At 54.1% G+C, this 23,277-nt stretch carries 16 protein-coding genes; 4 read left to right on the forward strand and 12 right to left on the reverse strand.

Features of this window, described 5'->3' with window-relative positions; translation table 11 throughout:
- Nucleotides 1–7: 7 nt before the first annotated feature.
- The 3 genes from HMPREF9141_RS08790 to HMPREF9141_RS08800 all read right to left on the reverse strand — a co-directional run bounded on the left by HMPREF9141_RS08790 (nucleotide 8) and on the right by HMPREF9141_RS08800 (nucleotide 4,503).
- Nucleotides 8–1,663, reverse strand: coding sequence for a S41 family peptidase (locus tag HMPREF9141_RS08790; protein WP_007368346.1), 1,656 nt, complete (start codon nucleotides 1,661–1,663; stop codon nucleotides 8–10).
- A gap of 190 nt (nucleotides 1,664–1,853) precedes the next feature.
- Nucleotides 1,854–2,381, reverse strand: a complete 528-nt coding sequence (locus HMPREF9141_RS08795) for a dCMP deaminase family protein (RefSeq protein ID WP_007368347.1) — start codon at nucleotides 2,379–2,381, stop codon at nucleotides 1,854–1,856.
- Nucleotides 2,382–2,421: 40 nt separating this feature from the next.
- Nucleotides 2,422–4,503 (reverse strand): M3 family metallopeptidase, encoded by a 2,082-nt coding sequence (locus tag HMPREF9141_RS08800; RefSeq protein WP_007368348.1) that lies wholly within the window; start codon nucleotides 4,501–4,503, stop codon nucleotides 2,422–2,424.
- A 262-nt stretch (nucleotides 4,504–4,765) separates the two neighbouring features.
- Between HMPREF9141_RS08800 and HMPREF9141_RS08805 the strand changes: the two genes are divergently transcribed.
- The gene (locus tag HMPREF9141_RS08805; protein WP_007368350.1) at nucleotides 4,766–5,212 is read left to right on the forward strand and encodes a NanQ anomerase/TabA/YiaL family protein; all 447 of its coding nucleotides are present in this window, start codon (nucleotides 4,766–4,768) and stop codon (nucleotides 5,210–5,212) included.
- 395 nt (nucleotides 5,213–5,607) lie between these two features.
- Here HMPREF9141_RS08805 and HMPREF9141_RS08810 read toward each other — a convergent pair whose 3' ends face one another.
- The 6 genes from HMPREF9141_RS08810 to HMPREF9141_RS08835 all read right to left on the reverse strand — a co-directional run bounded on the left by HMPREF9141_RS08810 (nucleotide 5,608) and on the right by HMPREF9141_RS08835 (nucleotide 15,493).
- Nucleotides 5,608–7,005, reverse strand: coding sequence for a DUF2130 domain-containing protein (locus tag HMPREF9141_RS08810; protein ID WP_007368351.1), 1,398 nt, complete (start codon nucleotides 7,003–7,005; stop codon nucleotides 5,608–5,610).
- Nucleotides 7,006–7,267: 262 nt separating this feature from the next.
- A complete protein-coding gene (locus tag HMPREF9141_RS08815; RefSeq protein WP_007368352.1) occupies nucleotides 7,268–7,798 on the reverse strand; it encodes a type I restriction-modification system subunit M N-terminal domain-containing protein in 531 nt (176 codons plus the stop codon).
- Between the two features lie 824 nt (nucleotides 7,799–8,622).
- Nucleotides 8,623–11,118, reverse strand: a complete 2,496-nt coding sequence (locus HMPREF9141_RS08820; RefSeq protein ID WP_007368355.1) for a TonB-dependent receptor — start codon at nucleotides 11,116–11,118, stop codon at nucleotides 8,623–8,625.
- A 189-nt stretch (nucleotides 11,119–11,307) separates the two neighbouring features.
- On the reverse strand, nucleotides 11,308–12,396 hold the full coding sequence (locus tag HMPREF9141_RS08825) for a hypothetical protein (RefSeq protein ID WP_007368356.1): 1,089 nt from the start codon (nucleotides 12,394–12,396) through the stop codon (nucleotides 11,308–11,310).
- Nucleotides 12,397–12,494: 98 nt separating this feature from the next.
- Complete coding sequence (locus tag HMPREF9141_RS08830; RefSeq protein WP_007368357.1) at nucleotides 12,495–14,483, reverse strand: peptidase U32 family protein; 1,989 nt, start codon at nucleotides 14,481–14,483, stop codon at nucleotides 12,495–12,497.
- Nucleotides 14,484–14,599: 116 nt separating this feature from the next.
- Nucleotides 14,600–15,493 (reverse strand): homoserine O-succinyltransferase, encoded by an 894-nt coding sequence (locus HMPREF9141_RS08835; RefSeq protein WP_007368358.1) that lies wholly within the window; start codon nucleotides 15,491–15,493, stop codon nucleotides 14,600–14,602.
- Between the two features lie 312 nt (nucleotides 15,494–15,805).
- On the opposite strand from HMPREF9141_RS08835, the gene HMPREF9141_RS08840 reads away from it, so the two are divergent.
- Nucleotides 15,806–16,393, forward strand: coding sequence for a LysE family translocator (locus tag HMPREF9141_RS08840; protein WP_040554741.1), 588 nt, complete (start codon nucleotides 15,806–15,808; stop codon nucleotides 16,391–16,393).
- A 708-nt stretch (nucleotides 16,394–17,101) separates the two neighbouring features.
- Here HMPREF9141_RS08840 and HMPREF9141_RS08845 read toward each other — a convergent pair.
- Complete coding sequence (locus HMPREF9141_RS08845; RefSeq protein WP_007368361.1) at nucleotides 17,102–17,626, reverse strand: DUF805 domain-containing protein; 525 nt, start codon at nucleotides 17,624–17,626, stop codon at nucleotides 17,102–17,104.
- A 35-nt stretch (nucleotides 17,627–17,661) separates the two neighbouring features.
- Nucleotides 17,662–18,348, reverse strand: coding sequence for a tRNA (guanosine(37)-N1)-methyltransferase TrmD (gene trmD / locus HMPREF9141_RS08850; protein ID WP_007368362.1), 687 nt, complete (start codon nucleotides 18,346–18,348; stop codon nucleotides 17,662–17,664).
- A 97-nt stretch (nucleotides 18,349–18,445) separates the two neighbouring features.
- Between trmD and HMPREF9141_RS08855 the strand changes: the two genes are divergently transcribed.
- Nucleotides 18,446–19,195, forward strand: a complete 750-nt coding sequence (locus HMPREF9141_RS08855; protein WP_040554742.1) for a nucleoside-specific channel-forming Tsx family protein — start codon at nucleotides 18,446–18,448, stop codon at nucleotides 19,193–19,195.
- Between the two features lie 368 nt (nucleotides 19,196–19,563).
- Here HMPREF9141_RS08855 and ligA read toward each other — a convergent pair whose 3' ends face one another.
- Entirely contained in the window at nucleotides 19,564–21,618 is a 2,055-nt protein-coding gene (ligA, locus tag HMPREF9141_RS08865; RefSeq protein WP_007368365.1) for an NAD-dependent DNA ligase LigA, read from the reverse strand.
- A 199-nt stretch (nucleotides 21,619–21,817) separates the two neighbouring features.
- On the opposite strand from ligA, the gene nhaD reads away from it, so the two are divergent.
- Entirely contained in the window at nucleotides 21,818–23,203 is a 1,386-nt protein-coding gene (gene nhaD / locus HMPREF9141_RS08870) for a sodium:proton antiporter NhaD (protein ID WP_040554743.1), read from the forward strand.
- Nucleotides 23,204–23,277: the final 74 nt, after the last annotated feature.

The raw sequence follows: 23,277 nt of genomic DNA on the forward strand, positions 1-23,277 counted from the left end.
CAGTATTTCATTGTGCTTTACGTTTCGTCCTGCCGTTCTGTCCCGACATGATCATGAGAATAGAGGGACTGCGGAACACGTTGAGAGCCGACTTGATAGTCGCATCGTCGAGATTGACGTACTCTATCCAGGCCTGTTCGTCAAGCATGTTATAGATGATCCTGCTGTTCAGATACTCTTCTAAAAGCGAGTGTGAACGCATGATCATCAGGTTGCGGCGGCGGAGCCCGTTCCGTTCTGCGTAGTCGGCGAAGTCCGACACGAGGTTCTGCCGCTTCAGATAGTTCGCCAGCGGGCGCATCTCCGAGAACTCATTGAGCTTCTTCCGGTTGCGGTCTGTATAATTGAAGGCATACTGCATCATCAGTCCGCTCATGGCAGCCTCCTTGTAATAGGAGGTGATGTTGGTCGTGTCTTCCGGAACGAAGATGTCCGGCGTGATGCCGCCACCGCCGTAGACGGTACGCCCGTTGTGGGTGTGATAAGCCGGCCCGACATGCTTGATGCTGTCCTGCGAGAAGAACTCTCCATGCTGATAGCGCATGAGAAGGTCGTTCTCATAGTCGGTGTTGTCGCCGGGCTTGAACGGTTTCTGGATGCAGCGGCCGGAGGGGGTATAGTAGCGGGCAATGGTCAGACGGATCATACTGCCGTCAGGGAACTGTATCTGCTGCTGCACCAGTCCCTTTCCGAAAGAACGCCGGCCGACAATCGTGGCACGGTCGTTGTCCTGCATGGCTCCGGCAAAGATCTCTGCTGCCGAGGCGGAGCCCTCATTGATCAGTACGACCATCGGTATATGCTGATAACTCCCCTTGCCGTCACTGCGATAGTCGATGCGCGGGCTTTTCCGTCCCTGCGTATAGACAATGAGCCGGTTCTTGGGCAGGAACTCATTGGCCATCTGCACGGCGGCTTCCAGGATGCCTCCGCCATTGTCGCGAAGGTCGATGACCAGATGGTCAGCCCCCTGGATGTTCAGTGTCTGCAGAGCCGCAAGCATCTCGGCATAGGTACGCTCGCCGAAGCTCTTGATGCGGATATAACCTGTTGAATCGTTGAGCATATAGCAAGCCGAAACACTCTTGACGGAGACATCGCCACGTGTCACGGTAAACACCTTCACTCCCTGTTCACCGTACCGTTTCACACCGATCTTCACCTTGGAATCCTTAGGTCCCTTCAGCCGGTGCATGGCCTCCTCGTTGGTGACATTCTTGCCGACGAAAGCCTTGCCGTTGATGCTGACGAGCTTGTCACCGGCGAGTATTCCGGCCTTGTCAGCCGGCCCGCCCTTGATGACATTCTGTATCCGCAGCGTATCATTGCGGATGATGAACTCGACACCTACTCCGGAGAAAGAACCCTTGAGGTCGTCCGTGGCGAGCTGCACATCCTTTGCGCTGATATAGACGGAGTGCGGATCCAGTTCGGACAGGATGGCCGGGATGGCCTTCTCGACAAGGTCGTCTATGTTCACCGAGTCGACATACTGGTCATCGATGATATGCAGCAGGTTGCTTAGCCGGCTGCTTCCACTGTTGATGATGTTCAATCGGTTGCCCGAGAAGTGATTGGCATAGAAAGTGCCGATCAATATACCGATGACGACACAGAATGCCATCAGGAGCGGCATGAAACGGTTGGTTTTGTTTTGATTCATAAAAGCTCCACCCCTATGCCTCCCAGAGAGGAGGACTTGCGGACAGGGTGCTCGCTGATTTACTTGTTATTGTATATCCGATTATAAGCGCCTTGGATAACGTGCTTGTGGAAGGCGCATGACGGCTGATAGGGTCTGTAGGCCGGCGGTGCAGCCGGATGCGGCGGCTGCCATGGTGTCGCCTTCTACGTTATCTGCCGCCCTCATCTTGTCTTTTCTCTTCAGGGACATCGTCTGGAGGAAGTCCCTCAAGACGAAGGAACTCTACCTCGATGCCGGCACGTTCCAGCAGGTCAATCCCGTCCATCAGCCGGTACTTCTCGGCATAGACGACACGCCGGATGCCCGCCTGGATGATCAGTTTCGAACACTCGATGCACGGTGATGCCGTCACGTAAAGCGTCGAGCCGTCGCTGTTGTTGCCGCTCCGTGCCAGTTTCGTGATGGCATTGGCTTCAGCGTGGAGCACATAAGGCTTCGTTACGCCGGCTTCATCCTCACATACATTCTCGAAGCCGCTCGGGGTTCCGTTGTAACCATCGCTGATGATCATCTTGTCCTTCACGACCAACGCCCCCACCTGCCGGCGTCTGCAGTAGGAGTTCTCTGCCCAGATGCGTGCCATCCGGAGGTAACGGTAATCGACGGCGGTCCTGCTCCTGCCCTTCATGAGGGGGGATGCGGCTGCTTCGTGACTGGTGATAGGTTCGCTGTTCATTGTGATGATGGAGTTTTATCTGTGACGGGGTGGGGGAAGGCTATCGGGAAATGCCGTCTCTCTTCATCAGCGCATCAATTGTCGGCTCCTGTCCGCGGAAACGCTTGTAAAGTGTCATGGGATGTTCCGTTCCGCCGCGTGACAGGATGTTGTCACGGAACCGCCGGGCGGTTGCCTGATTGAAGATTCCCTCTTTCTTGAAGACGCTGAAAGCATCGGCGTCAAGGACTTCAGCCCATTTGTAGCTGTAATAACCCGCAGCATAGCCACCCGCCATAATGTGGGAGAACTGCACCGTCATACAGGTGTCCATGCGCTGCTCGTCGATGATGGCGGATGCCCATGCCTTCTTCTCGAATGGGATAATATCCTCGGTAAACGCATCTTTCTGCGTGTAGTAAGCCATATCCAGCAGGCCGAAGCTGACCTGCCGCAGACACGCCGTCGCCGCACCGAATGTACGGCTAGCCACGATCTTGTCTATCAGTTCGTCGGGCATCGCCTCCCCTGTCTGATAGTGGAAGGCGAACGTGCGGAGAAAGTCCTTCTCTACGGCGAAGTTCTCCATGAACTGTGAAGGAAGTTCCACGAAGTCCCACCAGACATTCGTTCCCGACAGACTCTCGAAACGGGTGTTGGCGAACATCCCATGCAGTGAGTGCCCGAACTCGTGCAGGAAAGTCTCCACCTCACCCAGCCTCAGCAAGGCCGGTTTATCCTCGGTAGGCTTGGAGAGATTCATTACAAGCGAGGTGTGCGGACGTACGTTTGTCCCGTCCCGCTCAATCCACTGTCCCTGGAACTCGGTCATCCAGGCACCGTCCCGTTTTCCCTTGCGCGGATGAAAGTCGACATAGAGTACTGCCAGGTAGCTGCCGTCCTTGTCGAATACTTCATAGGGCTTCACGTCAGGATGATAGACCGGTATGTCCTTGTTCTCTTTGAAAGTAATCCCATACAGGCGTGTAGCCAGCCCGAAGACCCCCTTGATGACGTTGCCCAGTTCGAAGTAAGGGCGGAGCATCTCGGGGTCGAGGTCGAACTTCCGCTTCTTCAGCTGCTGGCCATAGTAAGCCGCATCCCACGGCTCCATCTTGAAGTCGTCGCCCTCCAGTTCACGGGACAGTGCCTTCACTTCCTCCCGTTCTCTGATGGCTGCCGGCTTATACGCCGTAATGAGGTCGTCGAGCAGCTTGTAGACGTTCTCGACCGTTGTCGCCATGCGGTGCTTCATCACGTAGTCGGCGAAGGTGTCGTAGCCCAGAAGCTGCGCCATCTCACGGCGGAGATTGACGAGCCGCCTGCATACCTCGAGGTTGTTCGTTTCCTTGTCCTTTATGCAGAGTGTGTTCCGGGCCATGTAGAGCTCCTTGCGCAGTTCGCGCTGCGTACTGTACATCATGAACGGTCCGTAGCTCGGTGCATCCAGAGTGAATATCCATCCCTCCTGTCCGTGCTCTTTTGCAGCCTCGTGCGCTGCTTCCCGTGCCGTGTCGGGCAGACCGTCAAGCTGTCTTTTATCAAGGATGTGCAGCGTATAGGCCTTGTTCTCCTTCAGCAGGTTCTGTGAGAACTGCAAAGAAAGCATGGAAGCCTCTTCCGTGAGCTTGCGCAGACGGTTCTTCCCCGCCTCATCCAGCAGCGCACCGCTGCGTACGAAGCCGTCGTAGCTGTTCTCCAGCAGGCGGTTCTCTTCCGGTGTCAGTTCACGGTGATGCTCATAAACGTACTTGATGCGTTCGAACAGCTTGGGATTGAGGCTGACATCATTCGCGTGCCGGGTGAGTATCGGACTCATCTTCTGCGCCAGGGCATCCATCTCGTCATTGGTCTCGGCACTCAGCATATTGAAGAACACGCTCTCCACCCGGTTCAGCAGATCATAATAATGCTTGCGTCCCTTCACTTCATCCTCCGGTATGATGGTGTTCTCGAAGGTCGGTTCGTCGGGGTTATGGATGATCTTCTCAATCTGTTCGTCCTCACGGCGGATACCCTCCATCATCGCCTCTTCATAATCGGCAAGGGTGATACGGTCGAAAGGCACGGTGTCGTGCGGTGTATTGTAAGGCAGGAAGAAAGGGTTTGTACGCTCTTTCTTCTCCGATATGTTGTCTGTCATTTCTATTTCGCTTTCTCTTGATTTAACGTACAAAGATAAACCAAAAAAAGGAGAAACCCCTTATATAGGACTGGAATTTAACGCATTTTTGTTTCTTTGTCAGGTTCAGACAATCGGCCATTGTCGCTTGCCAAGATGAAAGACTGCAATGGAATGAAAGTCCGCTCCCGTACAGTCAGGACGAAAGATGTCCGGTGCTTTTCCTTTGCCATCAGAAAGAAAATGCCTATATTTGCACGGACAACCAACAGAAAAGGAACAGATGGTAATAGCAGATTTAAACGCAGCCTGCCGGTATTATGGCCTGCATCCGAAGATGAAGGAACTGATGGAGTATGTTCTCCACCACGATTTCAGCGGGCAGGAAGCGGGGCGCATCACGCTTGACGGCAGAGGTTTGTTCATCAATCTGGATGAAGTAGAACTGAAGACAAAAGACAGACAGCGGTTGGAATTTCACAGGAGATACATTGACATGCAGGTTCCTCTGTTGAAGGAAGAGACGATGGGCTGGACACCGGTCTCCGGGCTGGGCATCCCCGACATAGCCTACAACCCCGATACCGATTGCGGTTTTTATACACAGGAGGCAAAAGAATATTTCAAGGTCCGGCCGGGACTGTTTGTTCTCTTCTTCCCCGAGGATGCCCATGCGCCCGTTATAGGTGATGGAAGGCAGAGGAAACTGGTCGGCAAAATCAGACTGTAGTTTCGCACCTGCAGGGAAAACGCAGGGGGCATGCAGACAAATAGAAGAGGGTGTGTCAAAATGCAATTACCATTTTGATAATCTTACAGTTTGAAACAATTCATTGAAAATGACCATTTCTGTACTCGATTTTGAGTAAAGAAATGGTCTTTTCTTTGTTGTAGGAAAAACCTGCTTATAGTTTGAAAGTCGTCAAGTTATTCATCTGCATTTTGACACACCCTCTTCTTTTGGTATGCCCGGCATGAGCATTGGTATAACGGGTGGAAGTCCACGGTAAGCCCTGATAGCGGGATTTACATAGCCAACGGAAAGGGTGTCCATCGCAAAGCGGGCCTGAAAGGATCCGTCGGCAAAGCCCCGATGAGCAGGAACTTCATACACCCATGGCCGTCTTACCGAATTTCCACAGCAGTCTGTGTATTCCGAGCCTCATCAAACTTTGCCTTCATCGTCGGGTTATTGTAGGTGAGCCTGCGGATGGTGAGGTTTTCAGTGTCTTGGGTGGCAAGACGCAGGTTGTTCTCACTGCTGACCAGTTCTGCACGAACCTTCTGGAGCTTCTTGATTGTAGCGTCAATGTCCGCGATGGCATCCTGGAACTTCCTGGTGTACAGCTCGTAATGCTTGCTGAACTTTTGTTTGAAGTCTTCCATCTTCGTCTCGAAGTTGGTCACATCCACCTCCCTGTTCTGTGCCAGGACAAGCTGCTTCTTATATTCCAAGGCACTCTTCGATGCCTGTACCAACAGCGTGATGAACGTCACGAAGAACTGCGGGCGAATGACATACATCTTCGGATAGACGTGGCTCTTGTTCACGATGCCGCTATTATACAGCTCGTTGTCAGCCTCCAGCAGGCTCACCAGCACGGCATACTCACATCCTTTCTTCCGCCTGTCCTCGTCCAACTTCTTCAAGAAGTCCTCGTTTTTATGCTTAGTGGCAGTGGTTTCCATTTCGTTCTTCATCTCGAACATGATCGAGATGTATTCCGTCCCGTCTTCACTGTCACGGAAGATGAAGTCGCCCTTCGTACCGTCGCTCGCATCATTGTCCTTGTCAAAGTAAGCATTCGGCATCAGCGGACGCAGATAACGCTCGAACTCAATACTACAATGCTGCTCCAAGGTCTCACCCACCATCTTCGTCGACATCTTCGTCTTCAAGTCCTTGTAGTAGTCTATCTGTTCTTGCTTCATACGCAACTCATTCTCATGTTGCTTCTGCAGGTCTGCCTCATGCAGCTGTGCCTTGCTCTTCTCCTGCTCTATCTCACTTTGCAGTTTCACGATCTTGTTTTCTCTTTCCTGCACATCTCTCTGTGCTTTGTTGCGCTCCTCCATCAGTGCCAACTGCAGTTTGTCTCCATTCTGGCTGATCTCTGACTTCAACTCACTGATTGTCTTATCCTTCTCAGACAATGCAGCCATCAGTTCGCTTGCCTTCAGCGACTCTATCCCCTCCAGCTTAGCCTTCAGATTGGCAATCTCCGCACTCATCTCAGCCTTCTGCCGGGACAGTTCGCTGTCCTTCTCACCTTTCAGTCGTTCTATCTCAGCTGCCTTCTGGATCAGCTCCTGCTCTTTCTGCGACAGCTTGTTCCGGAAGGTCTGTTCCGTCTTGGTGGTAACCAACGCCAGCTCAGCTTTGTTGCGCTCCTCCGTCTCAGTCATTCTCCGCTTCACCTCAGCCTCGATTTCCTTCGTCTTTACTTGGTTCAAAATGGAAGCATAGTCTGCCTCATCCACCTTGAAAACATTTCCACACTTAGGGCATTTTAGTTCTTTCATAATTCTATCCTTTCAAGTTGTTGTTTATGTTGCGAGTGCAAAGGTAATACACGGGAGTGCAGCCTTTCCGCAGAGAAAAAGATTTCTGTTTAAATCCGTCATTTGTTATCTTCTATATATAATGGGTCGTCAATTAATTTGTAGGAATTTGCCGGTAACCACTTGTTTAGTACCATTCATATATGTTATTACAATCTTAGGTTTAAGGCATCGGGCGTTTACACTCCTGATGCAGATATTTGATAAAAGTGAGATAATCTTGTCAAGCCTTGTCAGCAGCAGATGTTCGGAAATTCCTGACCATGGCGTTGCTCACCTTGGAAGGGTGGAGGTCGGCTTTCTCAACAAACTGCATGACAACCGCAAAGAGCTTGTTGCCACGCTCAAGCCGGGCGTATATCTTCGACAGGTCGACGATGCCGCTGTCGCCGTCTTCGTGTACAAAGTTGGCAAGGATGTCCTTCACGTTCGGCGTAAAGCCTTCGATATAAGTCTTGAAGGCATCGCCGATCTGGTCGGGAGAGTTGAGCAGCTTCCTCAATGACAGTCCCGACAGATTGAAGAAGGTGAGGCCGTTCTGCCGCATCAAGGACTCGAGTTTGTATTTCCGCATCTCTGCGGGCGTGCCGTCGAGTGCCTCGAGAATGACATCGTACTTATCTTCGAGCACACAATCCAATCGGCGAAGCAGCGTGAAGGGCAGGATGACATCCTCCACTTCGGAGTCGTCATAGTAGTTGCGGATGACTTCTTTGATGTCCCAAATCACGTTGGCTAACTCTTGTTCCGTCATAGGTCTGTTGTCTTTTATTTCTTATTCTGTTGCAAAGTTAATGATTATCCGTGCGGTTTTCGTGCCTTGAATCATATTTCTGCAGATTCTCTTTTATTTTGCTTCTTCTCTCGTTGCGGAACCATTCGGGGGAGAGAATATCAACGTCAGGAAGACCCCGATTTATTCCCTTGCCATCGCTGTTTGTAAACATTTTTGTGCAGCTCGAAGCTGACACATGCTCTTCTGGCTTCTAAAAGATGCCTGATTGACCTGCAACTGGTGCTCTATTACCGTGTTATTAACGCCCTTTTGAAGTCCAATCAAGCACCTTTTGCAAACGACTTGACAACCAATTGATTGACTGCTGGTTACAGACCTGCCTTTTTGTATGTGTCTTTTATATTCGTAGGTGATTGGTTTGAAATTATGTAATGACTTTTCAAAATCTTATCTGTGGTCTCACGTGTTAAAATGAAAAGGGCTTTGTGTCGGAGGAGGATAACAGAACAGACAGTTGACCGTCTTGGCCATGTTTCTGTTGAATGAATCACTCCGGTTCTCCCGTTAAAGCTATACGGAAAGCATCCACGCATGGAACGGAAGAACGCAAAAGACCGTCAGTACTCCCACCGGAGCAGACGGTCTTTTGCGTTCAATTCTTAACAGTATAGGCACAAAGGGCTGGCAAGATTCCCGCCATTGACAGACCGACGTGGAATTTCCAGAACATGCCTATGGATGTACTTCCGGCTTCACGGACGTTGTCTCACGCTGTGATGACGGCTGTCCTTCCGGCTGTCATCTGGTTTTCCCGATGGACACATGCCGGATGCGGGGGACCGTCAGAAATGCAGCCTGAAGTCGACCCCCAGCTGGAAGGGGTTGCCCTGCTGGGCAAAGGTGTAACGCTTGCCGGTCGCCGCGCTCTGTACGGCGAAGGTGTCATACTTCGTGTCGGTCAGATTGCGTACCCACAGGTTGATGTGCAGAGGGCCGAAGTCGGCATCGGCGTGGGCGCCGAGTACCGCATAGAAGTTCTGGCTGACGGTGTTCTGCTCATCCCAGTAGATTTTGCCCAGTGCGGAGAGATTCATGCCCACTGTGACGCTGCGCAGATGGAACCGGCTGGACGGGTCGAGCAAGGCCGCCGGGTCAACGTCGATCCGATAGTCGGCATTTGCCCCCAACGTATGCTGTGGCACGAAAGGCGCCCGCTTGTCTTTGTAGTCGACCGTCCCGCCTCCTGCGACAGAATCCGTATATTCGTCAAAGCGTGCGCTCGTGAGCCCATAGCTGACCGCATAGGCGAGCCTGTTGTCCAGTGCTCCTCCCCGGAGTGTGGCTTCCAGACCGCAGGAATGGCTGCGCCCGGCATTCGTCATCACACGTCCGAATCCGTAGTTGCCAGCCATGACGGAGAGCTGCTGGTTGCGGATCTGCATGTAATAGGCGGAAAGATCGAGGTGAAGCTGATTGTCGAGAAGGTTGAGATGTGTGCCCGCCTCGTAGTTCCAGCTTGTCTCCGGCTTGTATTCGATGGTCTTTGCAATGCGCTCATAATACGCCTCGTCATGTGCGATGTCAAGGTCGGCACGGGCGGCCTTCGCAGCCTTGGCGGTCTCCGTCTGGAGCACATCCGAGAACATCTCGAAGTTGTATCCGCCGGCCCGGTAGCCCTTCGACCACGTCGCATAGACGTTGCTCCCGTCCGGGAGGCGGTAGGTCAGCCCGACCTTCGGCAGAAGCTGGTTGAAGTGGTCGTGCTCGTGACGGTTCAGCCGGGAGGTGATGACCGGGCTGATGTTCACTCCGAATACATGCTCCTGTAAGGCTACACGGGCCGAGGTCTCATAGTCAATGGCCACATGGGAGTAGTCGTACCGGAGACCGAGCGTCGCCGTAAGATGCGGTGTGAGGTCGATGTTGCTCTCGTGGTAAACGCCAAGATTGAATGTCGGCGTGCGGAAGAGTCCCGGGACAGGGTCCATGGCCATGTCTATGTTGACGCCTCCTGTCCGGGCGATATTGGCGGCCGCCAGCGCGCGGGCAGCGGCCTCGGCGGCCTCTTTGGACATTCCTCTGGCAATCATTCCCTGCGCAATGCCGCGTGCCATGGAATTGAGTATGCCGTTGTAGGCATAATCGGTAATCGTCTTGGAGAGAAAGGCGTTCATGTCCTTGTCGAAGTAGACGGGGGCGGATGTCTTCAGCCACTGGTAAGAACCGAAAGCGCCGAAGGTCCAGTGCCACCTGCTGCCGTTGCGGCTCTTGACGGACAATTCCTCCGAGAGGATGTTTCCGTGCTGACGCTGGATGAGATGCAGGAAGTCCTGCGGCCGGTAGTCGATATCCATGAGCATATAGTCATGGAGATACTGCCACGAGGTCATGGAGTTCACGTCGAAACCGTTTCCGGTGTACTTGATGCCTGCCCCCGTGTTGAGGATGTTGCGGCGGTAGTTGCTCTGCCGGTTCTGGTCGGGCGACTGTGTCCCGGCTTTCAGTCCATAGAGCGGGGAGGTGATGGGGGCGGCGGCGATTTCGTCTTCGGTGACAAGCTGGCCATACGGAAAACCGTTCTGCCGTGTATATTGGTAATCAGCCAAGAAGTCAAAGGCCAGACGGCCGGTCGGATGCCACAGCAGCCGTCCCTTTCCGCCGAACTCGTTGATAAGGTCGGCACGGCCTCCGTCAAACTGATTGCGGAAAAAGCCGTTCTGTCCGCCATAGAATCCTGCCAGCGAGAAAGCCGTCCTGTCGTTCAGCCGCTCATAATGGCTCGCCTCGACCTTGCGCAGGAATCTGGTTCCCAGAGAGAACTTCACGTCCGTGCCCTGATACTGGAAGGGACTGCGGCTGTAAAGGCGCATCAGGCCGCCCTCGGTGTTCATGCCGTAAAGTGTCCCCTGCGGTCCGTGGAGGACATCCACGCGGTCGACATCATAGACGTGGAAGTTGAAGGCGCTCCTGCACAGGACGGGCATGCCGTCCACATAGATTCCCACAGCCGGAGAGTAGACGCGCGAACCGATCCCGCGCATATAGATGGAAGAGGTGTAGCGGCTTCCATACTCGGGCATGGCGAACGACGGCACGAAGGCAGACAGCTGCCGCACGTCCTGCACGTTGAGGCTCTGCAGCTGCGCACCGTTGAAGGAGGTGCTGCTCAGGGGCTGCTGCCGGAGACGGAAAGCCTCCTTGGGCTGGTCGATGATGACGACTTCGTCGATGTCATACACTCTGGAGGTATCTCCTTTTTCAATGGTATTATCAGCATGTACTCCCGCTGGCAAGGCTGCGGCCATCAAGAGCGCAATACCTAATCTGGACTTGAACATATTATTCTATAATGTTTTACAATACGTTGACGCTGCAAAGGTAAGAAGAAAAAGCATCATGTACAATCCTTATTTGTTAGGAATATGACCGGGCACGTCACCCTCGCTCCGGGAGCGGAAGGCTATCCGTTCACCACGTCTGGTCTTCACGTTTGCCCCTGCTGACGCTCCGGGAGCGGAAGGGGGCGGCTATTCGTTCACGGCCCCGCAGTGCGGGCATCTGCCTTTCCGATGCAGCCGTCTGCCACAGTTCCCGCAGCAGTAGGTCTCGCTGCTATGGCGTAAATAGACGCGGAACGCATAGTAGATATAGGCAAGCAGCAGCAGATAGCCTATATAATATAAGGTGAGAACCGAAAAGACAATGTAGTTGACGGCACACACCGCAGCCAGACCGGAGAGGTAGAGGATAGCCTCGGCCGGTTGCAGCAGCCGCCGCACATCGTCTATTGTCGCCAGGGCTATGATCAGCATGGCCCATACGAGTACCAGAAAGATGTTGAGCAGCAGGGGCTGGGAGAAGGGATTGAGCGACGGATGGAAATAGAACTCGCGCCACGTCTCCGGTGCGAAGAGCTGTATGCTGGCATAGAAAGCCGCCGAGAGTGCCACGATGACGGCCAGCAGGGTGGGGTACAGGGAATTGACATCGTTGAAGTGTACGATATGTGCGTTCTGCTTCAGGATCTTGCGGGCGAGATAGCCTATGGCTATGATGGAGATGACGATCAGGAAGATGAGCAGGTGGATATTCGAGAAGGTGGAGATGAACTGGGAGATGGGATCGTCCGGGTCGACCTGCTTCAGGAGGCGTCCTTCGTGTATCCATCCAAAGGCATAGTCTTCTGTGGCGATCTCCAACCAGACGGAATCCTGCTTGTCATCCGGCAGGATACGCACGTCGGCCACCACGATTCCCTTTCCTTTCTTTACGGCAAAGGAGTCGGTCTCCATCCGGTTCACGGCTTCTTCGGGCTGCTGGCGAAGCAGCATCAGCGAGTCGGATGTGACGATGAAATTGAATCCCTGTGAATAGTGGTGCTTCACGCGGAAGGACAGCGAATCGACCCTGCTTGCCGTCCCCTGCCAGTTGTCTTTCGTACTGTCACTCTGCTTTGCCAGCGAGTCGTCGCCTGCCTGCAGGTGGCGGGAGATCTGGGCTTCCTGTATGCTGTCGGGCAGACGGAAAGAGGAAGGGGTCTTCTTGTGATAACAGCCTGTCGTCAACAGGAGGATTCCTAAGAGAAGTAATGGGAGCAGCGAATAACGTCTACGCATATTGTTGGTTTTTGGGCCTCCTGCAGGAGAAGGCCGGACGGTGAAGTTGTCGGTCTATATTTCCCATCTGTTCCGGAGGGAGCGGAGAGGTGTTTCCTCTATGCCGGGTGAAGGTTCATCTGACAGTCCTTGCAGTCGAACTCCAGCCGGAAACGCCGTCTGTCGGGCAGGACAAGGAAGAGCGGCTCCCGCCACGTCGGCTGCTTTCCGCCCCGTCTGGTGCAGTAGCCGAGCGAATAGCGGATGCAATGCCGGCACTGCATGAGGAGCGGAGAATCGCCGGAGTGACCTGTCTCAAAGGCCGGATGTGCCTCCGGCAGCCCCTGCTGTGCATAAAAGCTGCGTGCGGCGTCGTTGGAGATGTTGTACAGGTAGGGGAATTTCCGGTACTGGGAGGGATTGGCCACTGCGAACAGGGATGTACTGTCTGAACCGTCACGGGCGGAGTTCCGGCGGACGGCCATGCGCTTCATCGACCGGATATGCGCGTCGAGCCGGCCTGCCAGCATACGCCGCAGTTCGGCCAGCACGCTGCTCGGCAGGAAGAACCTGTCTGCTCTGTCCTCTATCTCCACCTCTGTACAGGTATAGACCGTATTGCCCAGTCTGGCAAGCTGGCTGACGATGTTGTCATGCTGTGGCTTCCGGGCAGACTGGAGGGGAAAGGAAGTCGATGCCTCGGCTGCCTCCTCCCCGTGCCTTATCTCGGCCTTCACCCATATGATCCCATGGCTCTCCAAGGCCTCTGTCGCGGGGGCTGGGGCAGAGGTTCTGACCCCGAACCGTATTTTTATAGGAATCTTGCGCTCGGCAGTCTTTCCGCCCAGTATTCTGTCAAAAGCCTGATCCTGGTTGCGATACAGTGCCATGCCGGGTTTCAGTCCTCTTGGCATCTGGAACGGATAAAGCCGGTTGCCCACGGCCCGGTTGATGCGGAAGCCCTCCAGACGGGGGGAGGAATGACCGGGGCCGTCCATCCGTCTGCCTGCCGGTCCGTCTGTGCGTCCACCTGTCAGGAAGCACAGTCCGTCCCCATTGGCAAAGGCCGCCGTACCGGCTACATTGAAGCTGTCGCGGCGGATTTCCTTTACCGTGCCGACAAATTCTCCCAATGCCTTGGGCGTGTCGGGTGAGAAGATATCCGCCTGCCGCCCTTTCAGGAAGTAGTCGGTATAGCCGCGGTTGAATGTCTTTCTCAGATCCGGAGTGAACGCATAGCGTACATGTCCCAGGGAGGCACGGCGGAACTCGCCGGGGTGTCTGCGGATGATCTCGTCAATTCGCTGGCTGTAGGCCGAAACGACATTCTTCACGTAGTTGATGTCCTTCAGACGGCCTTCTATCTTGAAGGCGCACGCACCGGAACGCATGAGCGTCTCCAGATTGTCGATCTGACACATATCCTTCAGCGACAGCAGATGACGCTGGTGTTCTATGGTTCTGCCGTCCGAGTCCACCAGATCGAAGGCCAGCCGGCAGAACTGGGCACAGGCCCCGCGGTTGGCGGACCGGTCGAAGCAATACTGCGAAGCATAGCAGATGCCGCTATAACTGACACACAGGGCGCCATGTACGAATGCTTCCAGCTCAAGTGACGGCAGCCGTCTGTGAATCTTGTTTATCTCGTCGGCGGAGAGTTCGCGGGCGAGTACGACACGGTCGAAGCCCTGCCTGACCAGCCATCCGGCCTTCTCTGCCGTGCGGGTGTCGCACTGTGTGCTGGCGTGGAGGGCTACCGTGTCCGGAACGATCTTCTTCACTTCGGTCATCAGGCCCATGTCCTGCAGAAGAAAGGCATCCGCGCCGGCATCGACGAGTTCGCGGACGAGGGAAAGCGTGTCTGCCAGTTCGTCGTCGTAGATGATCGTGTTGAGGGTGACGTGGACGGTTGCACCGTACTGATGGGCATACGTGCACAGTGTGCGGATGTCCTCTACGCTGTTGCCTGCCGACTGTCGCGCACCGAAGCGGGAAGCCCCGATATACACGGCGTCTGCCCCATGGTCGATGGCGGCGATGCCGCACGCTAAGTTCTTGGCGGGGGCAAGCAGTTCAATTGAAGTGGGGTGGTTGGATGATGGGAGCATTTGCGATGGGAGTTGAGTGATGGGGGATGAGGGTGGAGGCAAGGGAGGGGCTGTGCCGGATGTCGGCGGAGGGAGACCGTCGGGTGAGACGGAAGGGACGGAAAGGCTGCATTCCCTCAATGTCCATCCCGCAGCACCCAGTTGATCCAGTTGGAGAACAGCAGGTTGGCATGTGCGCGCCAGCTGACAAGCGGTCCGTTCTCCGGATTGCCATCACGATAATAATGCCGGGGCGCCTCCACGTCGTTCCGTCTGCCGAGATCACGGTGGTATTCCTTGTCGAGAGTGTCGGGTGCATACTCCAGGTGTCCTGTGATAAAGAAGTCACGCTTGCTGCATGACATCACGATGGACACGCCGCTCTCCGCCGACTCGGCAATTACCTCGAGGTCGTCTATCGGGTCAATGTCCTCCCGCCGTATCTCCGTATGCCGGCTCTGCGGCATCCGGAAGACATCATCAAACCCGCGGAAGATCGGCAGTCCGGGCTGCAACGCCACGGTCGGGAAGATACCGAACATCTTCTTGGGCAGCGGATGCTTCCTGACACCGTAGAAGTGATAGAGCCCGGCCTGGGCCGCCCAGCAGATATACAGTGTCGAGGCGACGTGTCGCCGTGCCCAGTCGAAGACCGCCGTAAGCTCGTCCCAGTAGTCCACCTCCTCGAAAGGCATTCCCTCCACAGGAGCACCGGTGACGATCATCCCGTCGAAACGCTCCTTGCGCAGTTCCTCGAAGTCACGGTAAAACTTCTCCATGTGTTCTGCCGGAGTATGTCTGGGGACATGGCTCCGGAGCTTCATGAAACTGATCTCCAGCGGCAGCGGACTGTTGGACAGCAGGCGCACGAGGTCGGTCTCTGTCGTCTCCTTCAGCGGCATGAGGTTGAGCACGGCTATGCGGAGCCGTCGTTCGCTGTTCGTCTGTCCTTGTGTTCCATCCCCGAGAAAGATGTTCTCGTGTTTCAGGATGTCGATGGCGGGAAGTCCGGCCGGTAATCTTAATGGCATATCCTGTTTCTTGACTTTGTCGTAGGCGGGTGATGTGTGGGAACATCATCTGCCTCTGTTCGCTGATAACGAGATACAAAAGTAGCAATTAATAATAGACTGGACAAGTCCTGCCCCTATAAAAATGTAAAGCGCACAGAACGTTTCGGGGGAACAGCGGACGGCCAGGCAGGTGTGCCGGACAGGAAAAAGATGCAGATCGCCGGGAGAAAAACATTGCAGCATGCGATTTTATTTGTAGATTTGCAGTGTCAAGACAGCCTGCCGCATCCTCTCCATGCGGGCTGTGCCCGTCAACAATATGAATGCAATATGCCGATTACGCTCCTTCCCGGTCTGCTTCTGCAGATATTGATCATTGGTTATACGCCCGGTCCTGCCAACATCTATTCTCTTGCCATGTCGCTGCAGTATGGCAGGAAACCGTCGCTGGTGATGTGGCCCGGACTGCTGGCCGGCTTTTCCATTGCCGTGTGCCTGATGGCCGTCCTGGCGCATTGGATAGGCCTCGCCTTTGCAGAATATATACCGTATCTGAAATATCCCGGGGCGGCATACATCCTGTATCTGGCGTATAAGGTGGGGAAGAGCAGGGGACAGGCGAAGGAGAAAGACAGCGATTGCAGTTTCACAAGCGGGATGATCGTCCAGATGACGAATGTCAAGATGCTGTTGTTCGACCTGACCGCGTTCGGTACGTTTGTGCTGCCTTACAGCAGCAGGCTGACCGATCTGCTTGCTGTCGGGGCCTGGCTGCTGATAGCAGGGCCGGGAGCCAATCTGCTGTGGATATTGGCAGGCAGTTACCTCCGCAGATTCTTCACGGACTACCAGCGGCAGACGGCTATGGCCTGTGCCGTCGCACTGGCCCTGTGTGCCGTCTATATCGCCATGGCATGACCGCATGGAGCAGGAGATGGGCGATCTGCCTCCCGAAAGTTCTCAGGTTTTTTCAAAAAGCTCCTAAGCTTTCCGTGAAAAGCTCTTAAGCTTTCTGCAAAAAGCTCTTAACCTTTCTGTGAAAAGCTCCTGAGCTTTTTCTGTTGACCTGCCTGTCGGGGGAGACTTCTCCGCAAAAGCGACAGGGAAAAGGATGTGTCTCTTTTGTCTGTGGCGCGAAGTGCCCGGACTTGTCCGTCGCTCCCTTTCATACCGGTGGATAAGGTCAGGTAAGGTTGCCGGGGGGCAACAGGAAGCGTAACCCCGGACAGGACATTGCCCCATAGAGCCTCTTAACTGGATGGAATAGATATGTCTTTCTGTACGGTATGCCAAATGGTCAGTTCAAGGCAGAACCGCCGTATGCAGGACGGCGGGCATACAGAGACCGGTAAACACGGAAACAGGGAGGGTGTGTCAAAATACAATTACCATTTTGATAATCTTACAGTTTGAAACAATTCATTGAAAATGACCATTTCTGTACTCGATTTTGAGTAAAGAAATGGTCTTTTCTGTGTTGTAGGAAAAACCTGCTTATAGTTTGAAAGTCGTCAAGTTATTCATCTGCATTTTGACACACCCTTCTGCCCGAATGAACGGGAATGTGGTGCCTGACAGGTCAGCACACCCGCTCATGTCATCCCGTTGTCGTTTTTCCTTTCCGGCTTATTCCATGACATACTTGGTCGACTCTCCGTACTTGTTGTCTTCCGGCTTGCTGTCGAGGAGAGTGAATACGAAGATGGCGATGCCCAGTGCCCCATTGACCAGGTAAAGCAGCAAGGCCAAGATGCCTGTACTGCCCGCCATGCCGGCAGAGAGCACCCTTATCATCTTGGTCATATCCTGTGACTGTGCCGCCGTCATATAAGCATGGAAATCGATGGCGGAGAAGAAGAGTGCGCCTGCAGCCAGTCCGATGATTGTCTGGCAGCCCCACCACCAGCCGCTGCGGCCGGTATCGTGCAGACGGCGGAACAGCATGGATATTCCGCCTATGGAAAGGAAGAAGGTTGCGATCCATCCGACAATCGGGATGAAGGAAAGGACGATGGAAGCGAGAAGGACGATCAGAACACCCCACCAGTACTCTGAGCGGCGGATGCGTCCCTTGAACTGGAAACACTTCCTGAAAAAGTTCTGTGCGGCTTCAGAGAAGCCCACCTGTGGTAATTCTTTCATTTGTGACATAAAGTAGCTGTATTAGAAAATTGAAAAATAAGGGATCATTTTTCCTGCTCTTTCAGGAGGTCGGGACGGAGCCGCCGGGTACGCTCCATGGCCTGGTCGAACTCCCACTGTCTGATTTTCGCCTCGTTCCCGCTGAGCAGGATTTCGGGCACCTCCCACCCCTTGTAGCTGCGGGGACGGGTATAGATGGGGGCGGAGAGCATATCGTCCATGAAGCAGTCGGAAAGTGCGCTCTGGTCGTCGCTGATGACACCCGGGACAAGCCGGACAACGGCGTCGGCAATGATGGCTGCCGGCAGTTCGCCGCCTGTCAGGACGAAGTCGCCGACGGAAATCTCCCGTGTGATGAGGTGGTCGCGTACGCGCTGGTCAATGCCTTTGTAATGCCCCGCAAGAATGATGAGGTTTCCTCCCATGGAGAGGTCGTTGGCGATACGCTGGCTGAACGGCTCGCCGTCGGGTGACGTGAAGATGACTTCGTCATAGTCTCGTTCTTCCTTCAAGGCGGCGATGCAGTTGTCAATAGGCTCGATCTGCATGACCATGCCCGCCTGTCCGCCGAACGGATAGTCGTCTACACGCCGCCATTTGTCTTTCGTATAGTCACGGAGATTGTGCAGCCGGATCTCTGCCAGTCCCTTTTTCTCTGCCCTGGCAAGGATGCTCTCGTGGACAAATCCCTCCAGCATCTCCGGCAATACGGTGATGATGTCTATTCTCATACAGCTACAAAGTTAACGATTCTTTTGTTATTACATGGACGGTTTAAGTTTTTTTTGTAACTTTGCCGCCGTTTTAAATAGTAAAATAATAAACAACATGAAAAGATTCTTTTCCCTCGCTATCCTTCTGGTAGCAGCTTTTAGCGGTGCGCAGGCACAGAATGTTCAGCTCCATTACGACCTTGGTCACAATCTCTACAACGACCTCTCATCGCGTACGACGGTGACGACGACGGTTGAGATGTTCAAGCCAGACACATGGGGTTCCACCTTCATGTTCACCGACATTGACTACAAGAACGACGGTACGATCGGTGCTTACTGGGAGATTGCCCGTGAGTTCAACCTCACGAAGAACAAGCAGTGGGCTGCCCACGTGGAATACAACGGCGGCGTAGGTTCCGGCGAGACTCCCGGGGGCTACTACGGTAACCGCTACCAGCACTCCGTGCTTCTGGGCGGCGCATGGAACTGGGCTTCAAAAGACTTCTCAAAGACGTTCAGCGTGCAGCTGATGTATAAGTATTATTTCAAGAACGGCCACACGGGCGCGCATCCTTACAACAGCTTCCAGCTGACGGAGGTGTGGGGAACAACCTTTGCGCATGGCCTCTGTACCTTCAGCGGGTTCTGTGATGTCTGGTACGATCCGGACGTGAACGGCAAGCTGATCATGGTATCTGAACCGCAGTTCTGGTTCAACCTCAACACGCTGAAAGGCATGAAGAACGTGAACCTCTCTCTGGGTTCTGAGGTGGAAATCAGCAACAACTTCGTCTGGAACGACCGCGGCGAGCACAACCGCTTCTATGCCATCCCGACGGTGGCGGCCAAGTGGACGTTCTGAAAACGTCACAAGATGTGAATGACAAATTGCAGGATTCAGATGGAAGACTTTTCTCCTGTAGGCAAGATAAAAGGAGACGACATGGAAGTCGTCTCCTTTTTGATTCTTCTGTTGAATACCTTGCAGATAAAAGAATTTGGCTTCCTCCGATTGACAGCGAAATCCTGGCATAGTCAGTCTGGATTCCAAAAGGGCCTTACTTGCAATGCAAACAAGGCCTACTTGGGCTTCAATTAGGCCTTATTTGCGATGCAAGTAGGCACCTTTTTTAACGCCGGATATAACAGCTTGAGAATCAAAGCAGTATAATACTCTGTCTTTGTATGTGAATTCGGGATGAGAAGGGGGGGATCCGAAGACTGATTCTATCAGTCTTGGAATAATGCTTCTTCTGTCCTCTGTGCGGGTAAGCCGGAGGCGGAACCCTGTGCAAAACGGTCGATGAAATCTTCCTCAGAGATGATGGGGATGGAGAGAGCCTTGGCTTTCTGGTTTTTGCCCGACGTGCTTTCTACATCATTATTGATGAGAAAGTCAGTAGACTTGGAAACCGAACCGGTGACTTTACCGCCCTGGCTTTCGATATAGGCTTTCAGCTCATTGCGGTTTTTGTAATGATGGACATCGCCCGTAATGACGAATGTCAGTCCCTGGCAGCTGCTGCCTGTCGGCGCGAATGAGGCTTGCCTGACGTTGAGTTCGGCCAGCAAGTGTTGCAGCACAGGCTGGTTGTCTTCGTCTTTCATCCACCGGACAAAGCTTGCACTCTTTTCCGGTCCGATACCGGGAATGGTTGAAAACACATCATCGTCGGTACTTTCCGTAGCAGTCCTGATGAGTTCTTTCAGCGGATAGGCTGAAAGCAGACGGTTGCATACATCCTGTCCGACCAGCGGAATGTTGAGTGCGAAGAGCAGCCGGCGGGCTTCCACGCTCCTTGCCTTTTCAACGGCCGCCAGGAGTTTGCTGACACTCCTGTCTCCGAAACCGTCCATGGCACGCAGCTGCAGAGCATGTTCGTTGAGATGGAAGAAGTCGGCATACTCACAAATCCAGCCCAGGTTGATGAACTTCTGGACAGTCTGTTCGGACAGTCCGTCGATGTTCACCCCCTCCTTGGAAACGAAACGGCCGAACTTCCTGAGCTGTTTGGCAGGGCAGTGGGCGTTCGTGCAGTGCAGTGTCCGTGTCCCGCTGGCCTCACTCTCCACGACTTCTGTCGCCGACCGGCACACCGGACAGGTCTCCGGGACATGGAAGATGCCCGTCCGTTCAACGACACTGACAACCTTCGGTATGATTTTGTTTGCCTTGATGACGGCGATTTTCGTGCCCTTGCCGCCGATCCCCAGGCGTTCGCATTCAGAGATGTTGCAGAGCGAGGCACGCTTGACGGTCGTCCCCTCCAGTTCGACAGGCTGGAAGACTGCTACCGGAGAAATCGTAGATGCGGCACATGACCATTCTATGTGGTCCAGTTCCGTTTCCGCCCGCTCGTCCTGCCATTTGAAGGCGTAGCCGGCACGTGTGGCATGATGCCCTGTGACCGATCCGGTTGCGGCATAGGCCGTGTCGTCATAAGTGATGACGAGACCGTCGACGGGGTAGGGGAAGCATTGGGGGTCAGCTGCCGGATGCCGGGTGTTGAGGGCTTGTCCGGTGACACGGGAAGACCAGCTGTCGATGACGGCTTGTATGTTCCCGGCCGTCGGCCGTGAGATGAGTTCTCTGTCTACCGGATGGAATCCCTGCCGTTCAAGCCATGCCATCCGTTCGCCCCATGAGCCGATTTCCCCCTCGGTATAGACAAGGGTGAAAGGAATCCAGTGCAGGTGGCGTTGCCTGACCTCGTTGATATCCTTCAGCGTGAGCGATCCTGATGCGAGGTTGCGGGGATTGGCATACGCTTCCTCCGACTCCATATTGAACTTCTCGAAGTCGGGGTAGCTGATGACGGCTTCTCCGCGGATGACGAGATGCCCTCTGTAGGGGACGGTCTGCAAGATGCCCTCGATGGCTCTGGAAAGATAGGTGATGTTGGTGCCGATGTGCCCGTCGCCCCGGGTGACGACTTTTGTCAGCCGTCCGTTGTCATAAGTGGCGACAAGCGTCAGGCCGTCCAGCTTCCAGGAGAGCCAGACGGGCTTTCCTTCTGCCCATCTGGCAAGGTCTTCGACCTTTTTGGTCTTTGCCAGAGACAGGGCCGGAAACTCATGTTTCTCTTTCTTTCCGGCTACATTGTCGGCCGAGACATTCTGTGTCGGGGAGTCGGGGAGGACGATGCCGGTCTGTTCTTCCAGCTTCTTGAGCCGGTCGAAGGCAGCGTCCCACTCGTAGTCGGTCATGAGCTCTTCACGGCCGTTGTAGTAAGCGTCGGAGGCAGCGTTGAGCCGGTCGACAAGGCGTTGTATTTCTTTGTTCATTGTTTTTGGGGTTATGGGGGATGATAGGCGGGATGGGCGGTGTTGGGGGATGCCCGCTTCCTTCCTGCTTCCTCTGCAAATATACTACATTTTGCTGGATGTGGCTGCCTTTTGCCCAATTAATTTGCATTCTTTACGTCCCAACTCATTTCTTTTGCTTAACTTTGTGCCTTGGATTCAATCGAAACAATATCAATCAATGTCTACACTAACAATTGCCATTATCGTCGTCTTCATTCTGGGCTATGCGCTCATAGCGATGGAGAGTCTGACGAAGGTCAACAAGGCTGCAATCGCCCTGTTGATGTTTGTATTCTGCTGGACTCTTTACATGTTTGATCCAGCCCCGTTCGTACAGCTCATGCATCCTGATTTCAAGGGTGCGGGAGAGCAGGTCGTATCCTTCGTGAACGCTTTGATCACCGAACATCTCGGCGACACGGCCACAACGCTCTTCTTCCTGATGGGGGCGATGACTATTGTGGAGATCGTCGATCAGAACGGCGGCTTCAACTGGGTGAAGAATGTCATGCACTCTAAGTCGAAGCGGAGCCTGCTGTGGAAGATAGCCTTCATGACTTTCTTTCTTTCAGCCATTCTTGACAACCTGACGACAAGTATCGTGATGATCATGATCCTGCGCAAGCTCGTCCACGAAAGGAAAGACCGTATTGTCTATGCCTCGCTGGTGATCATTTCCGCTAACTCGGGCGGTGCCTTTTCGCCTATCGGAGACGTCACGACGATCATGCTGTGGAATGCGGGCATGATAACAGCGGGTGGGGTCATCAGTGAGATATTCCTTCCGTCTTTGATTTCAATGCTGGTACCGGCACTTCTGCTGCAGACGGCACTGAAGGGGAATATTGAATACGACGACCTGGCGAACGACCTGACGGGCGACAGGGAAATGCTGGAGTTCACCGGCATGCAGCGCAAGGCTATCTTTGCTGTCGGCGTGGGCGGTCTCTGTCTTGTGCCGCTGTTCCATTACCTTACCGACCTCCCTCCTTTCGCTGGCATTCTCTTTGTGTTGGGCATTTTGTGGACCGTGACCGAACTGTTTTACCGTAGTATTCACAGGAGAAGAGGAGACAATGTTCATTTCTCAAAGCGTGTCAGCAATCTGCTGAGCCGCATTGATATGTCGACGATCCTCTTCTTCCTGGGTATTCTGATGGCTGTGGCCTGCCTGGAGGAAGTGGGTGTGCTGAAGGAACTCGGCGGCGGGCTGAACGCTACGTTCAGCGGCAACCATTACGCCGTGACCGGAATCATCGGCGTACTGTCATCCATTGTCGACAATGTACCGCTCGTCGCCGGAAGCATGGGTATGTATCCTGTTGCTGCTACAGGTGACATGGCGGTTGACGGAATCTTCTGGCAGCTGCTGGCTTACTGCGCCGGTGTCGGTGGATCGATGCTTATCGTCGGTTCTGCGGCAGGTGTGGTCGTCATGGGACTGGAGAAGATCACCTTCGGCTGGTACATGAAGCATATCTCATGGATTGCTTTCACGGGTTATATCATAGGCATCATTTCCTACTGGATCATCCGCTCCTACATCTTCACTACGCCGCTCTGAGGGAGCGGCGTACTGTCGGCAGGATTTGAGAGGAGGGAACAAGCCGGAATCTCGGATGGCACGTGCCCCGTGCC

Origin of the sequence: Prevotella multiformis DSM 16608 (assembly GCF_000191065.1) — a bacterium.
In the GTDB taxonomy this organism is placed as follows: domain Bacteria; phylum Bacteroidota; class Bacteroidia; order Bacteroidales; family Bacteroidaceae; genus Prevotella; species Prevotella multiformis.